At 73.8% G+C, this 13,494-nt stretch carries 13 protein-coding genes; 4 read left to right on the top strand and 9 right to left on the bottom strand.

The features are described 5' to 3' along the window. Window positions 1–23: 23 nt before the first annotated feature. From AC24FB_RS03525 to AC24FB_RS03495, 7 genes are all read right to left on the bottom strand, one after another. Window positions 24–977 (bottom strand): carbohydrate kinase family protein, encoded by a 954-nt coding sequence (locus AC24FB_RS03525; RefSeq protein WP_425714495.1) that lies wholly within the window; start codon window positions 975–977, stop codon window positions 24–26. A gap of 153 nt (window positions 978–1,130) precedes the next feature. Continuing rightward, window positions 1,131–1,286, bottom strand: coding sequence for a hypothetical protein (locus tag AC24FB_RS03520; RefSeq protein WP_425714494.1), 156 nt, complete (start codon window positions 1,284–1,286; stop codon window positions 1,131–1,133). A 124-nt stretch (window positions 1,287–1,410) separates the two neighbouring features. Beyond that, complete coding sequence (locus tag AC24FB_RS03515) at window positions 1,411–1,854, bottom strand: dihydrofolate reductase (RefSeq protein ID WP_487561400.1); 444 nt, start codon at window positions 1,852–1,854, stop codon at window positions 1,411–1,413. Between the two features lie 119 nt (window positions 1,855–1,973). Then, window positions 1,974–2,732: a thymidylate synthase gene (locus AC24FB_RS03510; protein WP_487561398.1), complete on the bottom strand. Its 759-nt coding sequence runs from the start codon at window positions 2,730–2,732 to the stop codon at window positions 1,974–1,976. A gap of 297 nt (window positions 2,733–3,029) precedes the next feature. Further along, a complete protein-coding gene (locus AC24FB_RS03505; RefSeq protein ID WP_425714491.1) occupies window positions 3,030–3,509 on the bottom strand; it encodes an Hsp20/alpha crystallin family protein in 480 nt (159 codons plus the stop codon). Between the two features lie 392 nt (window positions 3,510–3,901). Beyond that, on the bottom strand, window positions 3,902–4,702 hold the full coding sequence (locus AC24FB_RS03500; protein ID WP_425714490.1) for a hypothetical protein: 801 nt from the start codon (window positions 4,700–4,702) through the stop codon (window positions 3,902–3,904). Beyond that, entirely contained in the window at window positions 4,699–5,301 is a 603-nt protein-coding gene (locus AC24FB_RS03495; protein ID WP_425714489.1) for an OsmC family protein, read from the bottom strand. The genes AC24FB_RS03500 and AC24FB_RS03495 overlap by 4 nt, the downstream gene beginning before the upstream one ends. Before the next feature lie 83 nt (window positions 5,302–5,384). Between AC24FB_RS03495 and AC24FB_RS03490 the strand changes: the two genes are divergently transcribed. Beyond that, on the top strand, window positions 5,385–6,827 hold the full coding sequence (locus AC24FB_RS03490; protein WP_425714488.1) for a glucose-6-phosphate dehydrogenase: 1,443 nt from the start codon (window positions 5,385–5,387) through the stop codon (window positions 6,825–6,827). Continuing rightward, complete coding sequence (locus AC24FB_RS03485) at window positions 6,824–10,267, top strand: bifunctional proline dehydrogenase/L-glutamate gamma-semialdehyde dehydrogenase (RefSeq protein WP_425714487.1); 3,444 nt, start codon at window positions 6,824–6,826, stop codon at window positions 10,265–10,267. The genes AC24FB_RS03490 and AC24FB_RS03485 overlap by 4 nt, the downstream gene beginning before the upstream one ends. 123 nt (window positions 10,268–10,390) lie before the next feature. Here the strand turns inward: AC24FB_RS03485 and AC24FB_RS03480 are convergent, their stop codons facing one another. Next, on the bottom strand, window positions 10,391–10,906 hold the full coding sequence (locus AC24FB_RS03480) for a DUF2505 domain-containing protein (protein ID WP_425714486.1): 516 nt from the start codon (window positions 10,904–10,906) through the stop codon (window positions 10,391–10,393). A gap of 145 nt (window positions 10,907–11,051) precedes the next feature. Between AC24FB_RS03480 and AC24FB_RS03475 the strand changes: the two genes are divergently transcribed. Continuing rightward, complete coding sequence (locus AC24FB_RS03475) at window positions 11,052–12,551, top strand: sensor histidine kinase (RefSeq protein ID WP_425714485.1); 1,500 nt, start codon at window positions 11,052–11,054, stop codon at window positions 12,549–12,551. Window positions 12,552–12,581: 30 nt separating this feature from the next. Here AC24FB_RS03475 and AC24FB_RS03470 read toward each other — a convergent pair whose 3' ends face one another. After that, entirely contained in the window at window positions 12,582–12,830 is a 249-nt protein-coding gene (locus tag AC24FB_RS03470) for a WhiB family transcriptional regulator (RefSeq protein ID WP_425714484.1), read from the bottom strand. A gap of 241 nt (window positions 12,831–13,071) precedes the next feature. On the opposite strand from AC24FB_RS03470, the gene AC24FB_RS03465 reads away from it, so the two are divergent. After that, window positions 13,072–13,470, top strand: a complete 399-nt coding sequence (locus tag AC24FB_RS03465; RefSeq protein ID WP_425714483.1) for a hypothetical protein — start codon at window positions 13,072–13,074, stop codon at window positions 13,468–13,470. Window positions 13,471–13,494: the final 24 nt, after the last annotated feature.

The following is a 13,494-nucleotide window of genomic DNA, read 5'->3' as shown; positions in this document are numbered from 1 at the left end:
GCCGCGCACCCGGCCGAGCGCCGTCAGACAGTCGGGATGTGCTGCTTGCGGAACTCGTTCGCCTGCTCGTACGACTCGAGGCCGGCGTCGGAGCCGAGGCCGGTGGCGACGAGCGACCCGCACGCCATGCCGAGGCGCGCCGCCTCCTCGACGGGCTCGCCGTCGAGCAGCCCGCGGATGAAGCCGGCGGCGAAGGCGTCGCCGCAGCCGGTGGTGTCGACGACGTCGACCGTCGTGGTCGGGTAGCGCACGTCGATGCTGTCGCCCGAGCTGATCGACACGCCCTCGGCGCCGAGCGTGATGATCGCCGTGCCCACGCCGCGGTCGAGGAACCAGCGGGCGGCGTCGGCGTAGGTCTCGGCGCCGGTCAGCAGCAGCGAGTCGTCGTCCGAGGGCAGGATGTAGTCGATCAGAGGGAGGATCGGGTCGAGCGCCGCGTGGTCGGACGCCCCGCCGTCGGTGGGCAGGAGGTCGACAGTCACGGTGATGCCGCGGTCCTTGGCCCGGCGGAGGAACTCGACCGACGTGTCGCCGTCGATGCCCGGCATGAGGCCGACCCCGCCGAGGTGGATGTGCTCGATGCCCTCGAGGATCGAGTCCCCGAGGTCGTCGGCGGAGATCTGGCCGTTGGCGCCGACCACGTGCAGCGCCGGGCGCGAGCCGTCGCGACGGATGTTGAGCATCGACGCGGACGTCGGGGCAGCGGCCGAGCTGCGGAGCCCGGAGACGTCGACGCCCTCGCGCGTCATCTGGTCGCGGACGAACTGACCGAGGGCGTCCTCACCGACGACGCCGGTCGTCGCGATCGGCACCCCGAGGCGGGCGAGGTTGACGGCCGGGGCGGCGGCGGTGCCGGCGACGGTCAGCTTGATCTCGTCGAGCAGGGTGAGGCCCTGCCCCTCGGGGATGGCGTCGACGTAGCGGCCGAGCACGTCGGCGATGTGCAGGCCGATGGTGCGGACTCGAGCGTTGGACACGGTTCCTCCTGGGCGTCGTCGGACGGAGTAACCGCGCGGGGGCGCGGACCTTCGAGTGTATGACCAGGTGAGGCGGGGGATCCGGGACGTTCGGCCGTGGGGCGCCCGTTGGCCTTGGCTAGCGGGCGCCCGACGCCGAGGAGCCGGGTTCGGTCAGGGCAGCCGTCGCCCGCGGAGCAGGCGGGCGACCGTGCCGCCGATGCTGCGACCGGAGACGGGGCGTCCGCCCGGTGCTCGGCGCCGCGCGGTGGGGCCGGGGGCGGGACGGGTCGTGCGGCGCACGAGCCTGGAGATGCGGCCGAGAATCATCGTTCGCTCCATCCATGAGGTTGGTGGTGCCGGACGTGCACCGTAAGCACGCCAGGTCCGCCCTGTCGCGGCGAGAGGCACGGGAGACCGCGGTGGCCGAGGCCCCACCGCCGGCGGCGTCGGCTCAGCGGCGGCGGAGCTCGCGGAACCGGTAGCGCGTGCCTGTGGACGACGTCAGCCAGCCCACGGCCGGCTCCCGGGCGACCTCGACCCACTCGGCGGGGTCCAACATGGGCGCCCGCACGAGGGTCGGGTCGTCGCCCAGCGTGACGTCGATGTCGGTGATCACCGCGCGGCGCACGTGCGGCAGGGCCGCGGCGTAGACCTGGCCACCGCCCATGACCCAGCCGTCCTCCCCGGCGAGGTCGAGCGCCTCGGCGAGCTCCGGCGTCGTGCGGGCTCCGGGGAAGTCCGCCGGGTCACCGGAGGTGAGGACGACGTTGAGCCGCCCCGGCAGGGGACGGAAGCGTTCGGGCAGGGAGGCCCAGGTGCGCCGCCCCATGACCACCGTGTGGCCACGGGTGACGGTGCGGAAGTGCGCGAGGTCCTCGGGCACGTGCCAGGGCATCGCTGTGCCGTCGCCGATGACGCCGTCGAGGGACTGCGCCCAGATCGCGCCGGGGCCGGTCACGAGGTCGGGGCCGGGTGCGAGGGTGCCGGGCTCGTCGTCGTCGGGGATGGGCACGGTCAGACGGCGACAGGTGCCTTGATGGCCGGGTGGTGCTCGTAGCCCTCGACGACGACGTCGGCGATCTCGTGGTCGAAGATCGACTTCCGCGGCGCGAGGCGGAGCGTGGGGAACGGGTACGGCTCGCGGCTCAGCTGCTCGGTCACCTGGTCCACATGGTTGTCGTAGACGTGGCAGTCGCCGCCCGTCCAGATGAAGTCGCCGACCTCGAGCCCCACCTGCGCGGCCACCATGTGGGTGAGGAGCGCGTAGGAGGCGATGTTGAAGGGCACGCCGAGGAAGAGGTCCGCGCTGCGCTGGTAGAGCTGGCAGGACAGCTTCCCGTCGGCCACGTAGAACTGGAACATCACGTGGCACGGCATGAGCGCCATCTTGTCGAGCTCGGCCACGTTCCAGGCCGAGACGAGGATGCGGCGCGAGTCCGGGTTGGTGCGCAGCTGCTCGAGGACCGCGCTGATCTGGTCGACGTGGCTGCCGTCCGGCGTGGGCCACGAGCGCCACTGGACGCCGTAGACGGGGCCGAGGTCGCCGTCCTCGCCGGCCCACTCGTTCCAGATGCGGATGCCGTTGTCCTGGAGCCAGCGGACGTTGGAGTCGCCCGAGAGGAACCACAGCAGCTCGCCGACGATCGACTTGAGGTGCACCTTCTTCGTCGTCACCAGCGGGAACCCCTGGGCGAGGTCGAAGCGCATCTGGTGGCCGAAGACCGAGCGTGTGCCGGTGCCGGTGCGGTCGGACTTCCTGGCGCCGGTCTCCATGACCAGCCGGAGGAGGTCCTCGTAGGCGGTGCTCACGGTGGTGGGGCCGACGGTCGCGGGTGCAGTGGTCGTCACCGGGTCATCGTAGGTCGGTCGGGCGGCGAGTCGACAGGGCCCGGCCGGGTGCGGCGGAGTGGCACGCACGACGGCGGCGCGGCACGAGCGATGGCCCGGCGTGTGCGCGCGGAGGGGGAGCACGGTGGCCCGGCGTACGACGGCGTACGACGGCGGCCGGACGCGTGGTGCGTCCGGCCGCCGTCGGGGTCGGTCCGGCGTCGTGCGAGGCGCCGGGGGCGATCAGGCCTGCGCGGTGTGCTCCTGGGGTGCGGAGTCGGTCGCGGAGCCGGTCGACGCGGCGTCGATCGTGGTCGAGCCCGTGCCGTGCGTGACGGCGATCTTGCGGGCGCGGTTCTCCTCCGAGACCGGGATCCGCAGCGAGAGGACGCCGTCGGCGTAGGTGGCCTCGATGCGGTCGAGCGCCACGCCGTATCCGAGCGTGAGCTGGCGGGCGAACGTGCCCGAGGGCCGCTCGTGGGTCAGCCACTCGGCCCCCTCCGGCGCACCGGCGGTGCGCTCGGCGCGGACGGTGAGCGTGCGGTCCTCGACGTCGACGTCGATCGACGCCGGGTCCACGCCCGGGAGGTCGATCGTGGCGACGTAGGCATCGCCGGAGCGGTAGAGGTCGAGCGGCATGCCGGGCGAGCTCGGCGCCTGACGCATGGGGTTGAGCATGCGCTCGAGCTCGCGGAACGGGTCGGCGGTGCGGTAGGTGGCCATGGGTGGGGTCCTTCCTCGGTCGGGGCCGGGTGGGTCGCCCGGCGTCATGACCCCATTGTTGCGTCCCTGAGTGGATGCGGGAAGCAAAGTTGAGTCTCGTTCGCTCAAGGCTGACGGGTGTGCGCGGCGGTGCGGCTGTGCGGAGGCCCGTCGAGGAGTCGGTTCGCCGCCGAAGAGTCGGTGGACGTGTCGAGTGGAGGGGCGGCGGCCGGTGTCTCGGCGCGTTGACAGTCGGCTCGGCGCGTTGACCCATGTCTCGGCGCGTTGACAGTCGGCTCGGCGCGTTGACAGTCGGCTCGGTGCGTTGACCGACTGCTCGGCGGGAGACCGACGGTTCGGTGCGTTGACCGACTGCTCGGCGGGGGAGGGAGAAGGAGCAGGAGCAGGTGCGCTCAGGCGTCGTCGGCGAACCGCTCCGGCGGCGGGCCGAAGGCGGCCTGCGTGCCCTTGACGACGTCACGGCCCAGCGCCCGCGCACCCCGGTAGCCGAGCACCATGCCGATGCCGAACGGCGCGAGTCGGCCCAGCGCGAGCTGCATCCCGCGGTTGGCCCCGGCCTTCGTCAGCTGCCGGGTGAGCGCCCGGTTGACCGACCGCACGCTGCCCGACGAGAGCTGACCGAGCGCGGTGCGGGCCCAGCCGATCCCGCTCAACCCGATCTGCCCGGACACGAGCTTCGAGCCTTCCTCGCCGAGCAGGGCGGACAGCAGGAGCGTGCGGCGCTTCTCGACGTCGTCGACGTGGATGCCGTGCACCTCGGCCACCGCGAGGACGTAGCGGGCGGAGGCGTCGACGAACGCGGCGACCTGGGCGCTCGTCATCCCGACCGCCAGCGCGGTGCCGAGGACCGGGAACGCGGCCGTGGCTCCGACGGCCCCACCGATCCGCGCGACCGACCGCACGTAGTCGCGCTCGAGCTGCTTGAGCAGTCGGCTCGGGCTCTGCCGCCACATCCGCTCTCGCAGCTTGCGCACCTTCGTCCGCGCGCGGCGGCCCTCGACCCGGACCGCGGTGTCGACGAACCGCTTGAACCGCCCGGGCGTGACGACCTCCTCCGTGGTGTCCGTGCCCGACGCCGGTCGGTCACCCTCGTCCGTCACGCTGACGGCCCGGTCGGCACCGGGGGTCTCGTCGTCGGGCGAGGTCGTCGCGGGCAGGTCGGCGTCGTTCGAGGTCCGGTCGGCGGCGCTCATCGCGCGGCCCCGTCGGTCCCGGCGGCCATGCCCGAGGCGGAATCAGCACCCGCGCTGGGGGCGGAGGTGGAACCCGTGCCGGAGGCGGAGTCGCCACCAGCGCCGTCGGCCGCATCGACACCGTCCGCAGCTCCGGAGTCGGTCACCGTCAGCGTCGTCCGGGTGCCGGCCCGCAGCGTGCGCCCCACGGTGCAGTGGCGCTCGATCGCTTTGTCCATCCGCTCGAGGAGCCGTTCGCGCGCGAGCGGCTCGAGGCTCGCCAGGTCGAGGGCGAGGTCGACGTGCAGGTCGGTGTACCGGTTCTCGGCGTCGTCCTTGTCACGTCGGACCCGGGTGACGACCTGCGCGTCCTCGCCGAGGGCGTGGGTGATCCGGTGGTCGGCCGAGAGCGACTCGCAGGCGGCGAGCGCGATCTGGAGGAGCTCGCCGGGCGTGAAGGCGTCCGGGGCGCCGTCGCCGCCGATCCGCACCGAGGCGCCGCGCGAGTTGGTGCCCAGCGCGGTCCGCACGCCGGTGCGGGCGACCGTGAGGTCCGGGTCGTCGGCGGCAGGGGTCGCAGGTGTCGCGGAGGTCGCGGGCGTGCGTGGCTCGGCGGTCATGCCGTCGATCGTGGCACGCGCGGCGCGGACGCGCGCGGCCGAGGGACTGCGCCGCCCGTGCGCGGTGCTCTAGGTTGGGGGGCGTGAACGCCCGCCGCGCAGAAGCCCCAGAGCTCGTCGCCCCCAAGGCAGTCATCATCACCCTCTTCGGGGCGTCCGGTGACCTCGCCCATCGGATGGTGCTCCCCGCGATCGCGGAGATCCGCGTCCGCGGGCTCATGCCGGAGCAGTGGGCGGTCATCGCCTCGGCCCGCGAGCCGCTGACGGACGAGCAGTTCCGCGAGCGCGTCCGCGAGAGCCTGGCGGAGAGCCCGGGCGGACTGCCGGAGGACGTCGACGAGATCCTCACGCACCTGTACTACGCCACCGGACGTTTCGGCCCGGGCGACGAGTCCGAGCTGCCCGAGGTCATCGACGGCATCTACCGGGACATGTGGGCGGCCGCCAACGAGGAGCCCCTCGTCGTGCACTTCCTCGCCGTCCCGCCGAGCGGCTTCCGCTCCGTGACCCGGGGCCTCGCCGAGCACGAGCTCATCACCGAGTCCACCCGCGTGGTGTTCGAGAAGCCCTACGGCACCGACCTCAAGTCCTTCGAGCAGCTCGACCGGGACGTGAAGAAGGTCCTGCGCGAGGAGCAGATCTTCCGCATCGACCACTTCCTCGGCAAGGAGGGCGTGCAGACGATCTACGTGCTCCGGTTCGCCAACCAGCTCTTCGGCTCCGAGTGGGACCGGCACTCGGTCAAGCAGGTGCAGATCGACGTCCCCGAGGACCTCGACGTGGCCGACCGCGTCGACTTCTACGAGCAGACCGGCGCCGCGCTCGACATGCTCGTCACGCACCTCTTCCAGGTCGTCGGCCAGGTGGCGATGGAGCCGCCGTTCGACATCCGCAACCCCGAGCAGATCCTCGTCGAGCGCGAGCGGGCGCTGCGGGCGCTGCGGCTCGACCCCGAGGAGGTCGTGCTCGGCCAGTTCGAGGGGTACCGGGACCTCGAGGGCGTGCCGGACGACTCGACGCAGGACACCTTCGTCGCCGCCCGCGTGTGGGTCGACACCGACCGCTGGCGCGGGGTCCCGTTCCTCCTGCGTACGGGCAAGCGGATGGCGGTCAAGGCCCAGCGGATGACTCTCGTGCTGCGCCGCCCGGACGGCCCGCTGTTCGACGAGGGCCTCGAGCCCAACACGATCGAGGTCAACTTCGCCGGAGCCGGCGCGGTCTCGCTCAACATCACGGTCAAGACCCCCGGCCCCGAGCTCACCTTCTCCTCGGGCCGCGCCCAGCTCGACCTCAACGACGTCCCCCGCAGCGAGGCCCTGAGCCCGTACGCGTCGCTCATCCACGACGTGCTGCTCGGCGACCGGTCCCTGTTCACGACCGCTGACGGGCTCCGCGCCGCGTTCGAGGCGTTCGCCCCGCTGCAGAACGGCGAGCGTCCCGAGCCGCAGCCGTACGCGCCCGGCTCGTGGGGACCCGCCGCGGCCGCCGAGCTCGCCTTCCCGCACCGGTGGATGCTCGGTCAATGACGGAGGGACCCCCGGCCGACGACGCGATCGACCTCGCCCGCAGCTGGGCCGAGGCGAGCGCCGCGGGGGAACGCCCGGAGGAACGGGCCGCGACCCGGCGCCTCGCCGACCTGCTCGCCGACCCGGCGGGCCTCGACCTCGCGGTGCGGTTCGTCGACCGGGTCGCCCGGCCCGAGGACCTGGCCGTCGCGGCGCGTGAGCTGTCCCGCATCGGCTCCGCGTCCGGGGCCACGTTCCTCTCGGGCCTCGACCGGGCGATGCTCGGCGCGGGTGCCCGGGTGGGCCGGCTCGCCCCCTCGGTGGTCGTGCCGCTCGCCCGGCGTCGCCTCCGTCAGCTCGTCGGCCACCTCGTGGTGGACGCCACCGACGCCGCGCTGACGGACCGGCTGCAGCGCGCCGCCCGGGACGGGGAGCGGCTCAACCTCAACCTCCTCGGTGAGGCGGTGCTGGGGGAGACCGAGGCCGCGGACCGCGCGCGCCGCACCCTCGACCTCGTCTCGCGGCCCGACGTCGAGCACGTCTCCGTCAAGGTCTCCACGCTGGTCCCGCAGATCTCGACCTGGGACACCGAGGGCACCGTCGAGCGGGTCGGCGAGCGGCTGCGGCCGATCTACCGCGCCGCCCTCGCGCGCGAGCAGCACGTGTTCGTCAACCTCGACATGGAGGAGTACCGGGACCTCGACCTCACCGTCGAGGCCTTCACGTCGATCCTCGCCGAGGAGGAGTTCACCGCCCTCTCGGCCGGCATCGTCCTCCAGGCCTACCTCCCCGACTCCGCCGCCGCGCTCGACCGCCTCGTCGCGTTCGCCCGCGGCCGCCGGGACGCCGGGGGAGCACCGATCGGGATCCGGCTCGTCAAGGGGGCCAACCTGTCCATGGAGCGCGTCGAGGCCGAGCTGCGCGGGTGGCACCAGGCGCCGTTCACGACGAAGGCCGAGACCGACGCCGCCTACCTGCGCCTGCTCGATCGCGCCTTGCGCCCCGAGAACGTCGGGGCCCTGCGCATCGGCATTGCCTCGCACAACCTCTTCCACGTGGCCCACGCCCACCTGCTCGCTGCCGGGCGCGGGGTCGCGGACATGGTGGACGTCGAGATGCTCCAGGGCATGGCGCCCGCCCAGGCCCGGGCCGTCGCCGCGGACGCGGGCCGCATCGTCCTGTACACGCCGGTCGTCGCCCCGCAGGACATGGACTCCGCGATCGGCTACCTCGTGCGCCGCCTCGAGGAGGCGGCCGCGCCGGAGAACTTCGTCCACGCGTTCGCCTCCGGGGACCCGGGCGAGCTCGAGGCCCAGGAGCGCGACTACGTCGCCGCGGCTGACGCCTCCGCGTCTCCGGCCCCCGCTCCGCGCCGCACCGGGGCACCTGTCCGCTCCGACACCCGGTTCGTCCAGGCCGTCGACACCGACCCGGCGCTCGCGGCCTCCCGCGTCTGGGCCGCCGAGCACCTCGCCGCGCCCCGGCGCGAGCCGTCCTCACCGGCCCCGACGAGCGTCAGCGCCGTCGACGACGCCGTCGCCCGGGCCCTCGAGGCCCGCGCCACGTGGGCGGCGCTCGAGCCGGGCGAACGGGCGGGCGTCCTGCGAGCGGCCGCGGACGACCTCGAGGACCGCCGCGGCGAGCTCGTCGGACAGGCCGCCGCCGAGGCCGGGAAGCTCGTCGACGAGTCCGACCCGGAGGTCTCCGAGGCGGTCGACTTCCTCCGCTACTACGCCGACCGCGCGGAGGACCTCGGCTTGTTCGCCGACCACCTCGACACTGACGGCGCGCGCTTCGAGCCCGACCGGCTCGTCGTCGTCACCCCGCCGTGGAACTTCCCCGTCGCGATCCCCACGGGCGGCACCGCCGCGGCGCTCGCCGCCGGCTCGGCCGTCATCGTCAAGCCCGCGCCGCAGACGCCGGTGCTCGCCGAGATCGTCGTCGACACCCTGCGCACGGCGCTCGAGCGCGGCGGCCTGGACCCCGACGTCGTCCAGTTCCTGCGCGCCCGCGAGAACGAGGTCGGGCAGCGGCTGATCACCCACGAGGACGTCGACCGCGTCGTCCTCACCGGGTCGACCGAGACCGCCCGCCTCTTCGCCGGCTGGCGCGCCGGCCGGCCCGGCGGCCACGGCGTGATCGCCGAGACGTCAGGCAAGAACGCGATGGTGATCACGGCGTCGGCGGACTACGACCTCGCCGTCGCGGACCTCGTGCGCTCGGCGTTCGGGCACACCGGGCAGAAGTGCTCGGCCGCCTCCGTCGCCGTCCTCGTCGGACAGGCCGGCACGAGCGACCGCCTGCGCCGTCAGCTCGTCGACGCCGTGTCCTCCCTGCGCGTCGGGATGCCGGACGACCTCGGCGTGACGACCGGCCCCCTGACCGAGCCCGCATCCGGCCGGCTCCTGCACGCGCTCACCGAGCTCGACGAGGGGCAGAGCTGGCTCGTGCGCCCGCGCCGGCTCGACGGCGAGGGGCGCCTGTGGTCGCCCGGCGTCCTCGACAACGTGGCCCCGGGCTCCCGCGCGCACCTCACCGAGTTCTTCGGCCCAGTCCTCGCTCTCGTGCGCACCGAGACCCTCGACGAGGCCATCGAGGTCGTCAACCGGACCGACTTCGGGCTCACCTCCGGGCTGCACTCCCTCGACCCCGAGGAGATCGAGCGCTGGAGCGACCAGGTCGATGCCGGGAACCTCTACGTCAACCGCCACTGCACGGGCGCGATCGTGCGCCGGCAGCCGTTCGGCGGCTGGAAGGACTCCTCGGTCGGCCCCGGTGCGAAGGCGGGCGGACCGAACTACGTCACCCAGCTCGGGTCGTGGATCGAGGACGGTCTGCCCGCGCGGGCCGCCGAGCCCTCGCCCGAGGTGCGCGCGGCGCTCGCCGACCTCACGGGCATCGTTCCCGTGCAGTCGGAGCGCCGCTGGCTGCGGGCGGCCGTCCGATCGGACGCCTACGTGTGGGAGCACGACCTCGGCCGCGAGCAGGACCCCACCGGCCTCGAGGTCGAGTCGAACGTCCTGCGCTACCGGCAGCTCCCGGTCCTCCACGTGCGGGCGGGGGCCGACGCGCGCACGGTCGACCTCGTCCGCCTCCTGCTCGCGGGGGAGGTCACGGGCACGCTCGTGCGGGTCTCGCTGCACCCCGAGCTGTCGGCGCACCTCAAGTCCTGGGCCACCGAGGGCGAGCCCGCCAGGCGCGCGCTGCGCCGGCTCACCGAGCACGTCGCCGCGGCCGAGGGGGCCGACGCGTTCGTCGGGCGGCTGGCCGGCGGCCGGGGCCGCGTGCGCGTCCTCGGCTCGGAGCGCGAGGAGCTGGCGGACCTGGTGGCCGACGTGCGTTACGACGTGTCGACCGCGCCCGTCCTGGCCACCGGACGCCGCGAGCTGCTGACGATGCTGCGGGAGCAGGCGGTCTCGACGACCCTGCACCGGCTCGGCCACCTGCCCGCAGGCCGCTGACGCCCTCCCCGGTCGGGGCCCGGGCGGCCCACGTCGGCGACGCGCCGGGCGGACGCCGGGGACACGTCCGACGGCGAACGACGACGGCCCTCCCGGGGGGTTCGTCGTCGTCGGCGGAGGGCGTCAGCCCTGCTCGTCCGCCTGCTCCGCGAGGTAGGCGATCCCCACACGGCGCTCGGCCTCGAGGACCGTGTCGACGGCGCCGACGACGGCCGACTCGATCTTGCGGCCGAGCAGCGGGATCGAGCAGGTGACGTCCCCGCGGTAGTCCAGCGCCGTCGAGCCGCCGGCGATCGGCCGGAGCGCCTGGGTGCCGTTGACGCGGGCCGGGACGCCCGAGACGTTGAGCCCGAACTCCGCCGTGCGGCCGCCGTCCGCGCCCGGGGCCGACCACTGCTCCTCGATGCGGACCACGAAGCTGTCACCGACCAGCCCGCGGTAGGTCGCGGGGATGATCGTCGTCGGGATCGTGGCCTCGACGTCGAGCGTGAACGAGCCGTCGTCGCCCGAGGTGATCGACGCCGTGTGGCGGGTCGCGCCGGCGGCCCGCACCCGACGGTCGGTGAAGTCCTTGTCCGCCAGCATCCGGGCGACCTCCTCGGGGGAGGCGGGGAACTCGACGGTGTGGTCGAAGCGCATGCGTGCTCCATCTCTTCCAGGGTCTGGTTCCAGGGTAGGCGCAGCCGGGCCGCGGCACGGATCCGAGTCCGGACCCCGGCGAGCCGCGCGGCGGGGTGCGGGCAGCTGGTCCGCAAGGCGTCCGGCCCGCCGTACGCTGGGGCTCGTGCCGACGCTGTCCAACATCCTCACCGACTCGCACCCGGGCTCCCCGGGGGACGTGGAGTGGCTCCACCAGCTCGTGGGGGACTGGCAGGTCATCGCCGACCTCGCGTTCGCCGACCTCCTGCTGTGGGTGCCCGACGGCGAGGACGGGTTCGTCGTCGCCGCCCACTGCCGCCCGCAGACCGGCGCGACGGTCCACTACGACGACGCGGTCCGGTCCCGTCCGGACCGCCAGCTCGCCGAGCTCGTCCGGCACGCGATGACCGACGGCGGGACCCACACGCGGGAGTTCGTGCGCGACGACGGCCGGCAGGTGCGCACCGTCCTGCAGCCGGTGCACCACGACGGCCGCTACGTGGCCGTCCTCGGCCGCGAGCAGGTCGTCTCGCCCGCGATGATGCGCTCCCGCATCGAGGTCGCCTACATGGAGATGGGCGACGCGCTGGCCGCCATGGTCTCGAGGGGGGAGTTCCCCCAGCCCGGGACGCCGTCGGGCGACCGGCACGGGACCCCGCGGGTCGGCGACGGCGTCATCCGGCTCGACCTCGAGGGGCGCGTGACGTTCGCCAGCCCGAACGCGCTGAGCAACGTCCACCGGCTCGGTCTCATCGGCGACCTCAACGGCGAGGTTCTCGCGGAGGTCCTCACGGACCTGCTCGAGGAGGCCGGCGCGATCGAGGAGACGCTCGCCGTCGTCGTCATGGGCCGGGCCGCCTGGCGGACCGAGGTCGAGGCCGGGCGGGTCATCCTCTCCCTGCGCGCGATCCCGCTCACCGACAACGGCGAGCGGCGGGGGGCGGTGCTGCTGTGCCGGGACGTGTCCGAGATGCGCCGCCGCGAGCAGCAGCTGCTGACCAAGGACGCGACCATCCGGGAGATCCACCACCGGGTGAAGAACAACCTGCAGACCGTGTCCGCGCTCCTGCGGCTCCAGGCCCGGCGCAGCGGGAACGAGGAGACCAGGGAGGCGCTCGGGCAGGCCGAGCGGCGGGTGACGACGATCGCCCTCGTCCACGACACGCTCGCCCAGGGGCTCGACGAGGTGGTCGACTTCGACGACGTGTTCGGCCGCGTGTTCGCGCTCGCCGCGGACGTCGCCGTGCCCGACGCACACGTCACCACCCGGATGGACGGTCGGTTCGGGCTCGTGCCCGCGGACGTGGCCACGGGTCTCGCCGTCGTGCTCACCGAGCTCATCACGAACGCGGTCGAGCACGGCCTGTCCGGCCGTCCGGGGACGGTGGTGGTCCGGGTCGAGCACCACGAGGAGAGCCTCGAGATCTATGTGACCGACGACGGCGTGGGGCTCGCCGAGGGCAAGGTGCTCACCGGCCTGGGCACGCAGATCGTCAAGACCCTCGTGGCCGGGGAGCTCGGCGGCACCATCGAGTGGCGCGGCGGGACCGACGGCGGGACCGAGGTCCACCTGAAGGTGCGGGTCGGCCGGCCGAGGTCGCTGGGATCGGGCCGGACCGACCGGCTGGGTCGCCCGCTGCGGTAGGCGCGGGAGGCGCCGGAGGCGCGGGGGAGGTCAGCCGGCGCGGCGGGCGCGGGCGGTGCGGCGCTTGAGCGCGCGGCGCTCGTCCTCGGAGAGTCCGCCCCAGACGCCGGAGTCCTGGTTGTTCTCCATCGCCCACTTGAGGCAGGTGTCGACCACCGAGCAGGAGGCACAGACCGCCTTCGCCGCCTCGATCTGGACGACGGCCGGGCCCGTGTTCCCGATCGGGAAGAAGAGCTCCGGGTCCTCGGTCAGACATGCGGCTCGGTGACGCCAGTCCACTTGTTCCTCCAAGCACGCACGGCTGCCCGAACCGGTTGTCGGGGGTGTTCGCCGTGCGATGTATGTAGTCGCTGCGAGCACCAACAATCCCACGCGCACCATCGCCCCACAAGGCTCCGTCTCGCGCCTTGCTCAGGTGAGCAGCGTGGGTTTGCTCACAGCATGACGGGCGTCTCCTCCCCGTCCGTACACCCGCCGGACACGTCGTGGTAGCCGACGCTCGACGACCTAGGGTGGCGCCGTGCCGACCCCGACGAGCTCCCCGACCGTCCCGACCTCCGTCCGCATCGTGCAGGTCGTGTGCCTCCTCCAGGCGGTGGCCCTCCTCGTCGTGGCCGGTGGGCTCGTGGTCGACCTCGTCTCGGGCGAGGTGGTCGTGCGCTCGACCGTGGTCATGCTCGGGGTCCTCTACGTCGCGGTGGCGGTCCTCCTCGTGCTCGGTGCCCGTGCGGTGGGGCAGGGGCGGGCCGCGGTGCGCGGCGCGCTGATCACGTGGTGGATCCTCGCGGGTGTCTCGGTGCTGACGATCGGCCTGCCGCTCGCCGGTGCGATCGCCGCGGCGCTCACCTGCCTCGTCGGCGTCGGGGCGATCCTGTGGCCGGCCTCCCGGGCGTTCATGCGCTACCGCCCGGCGCGCTGACCCCGCCTTTCGTCGAGATTGCGG

Source organism: Georgenia sp. Z1344 (assembly GCF_057652375.1).
Note: the sequence above shows the minus strand (reverse complement) of the source record. Positions and strands in the feature narration are given on the sequence as shown.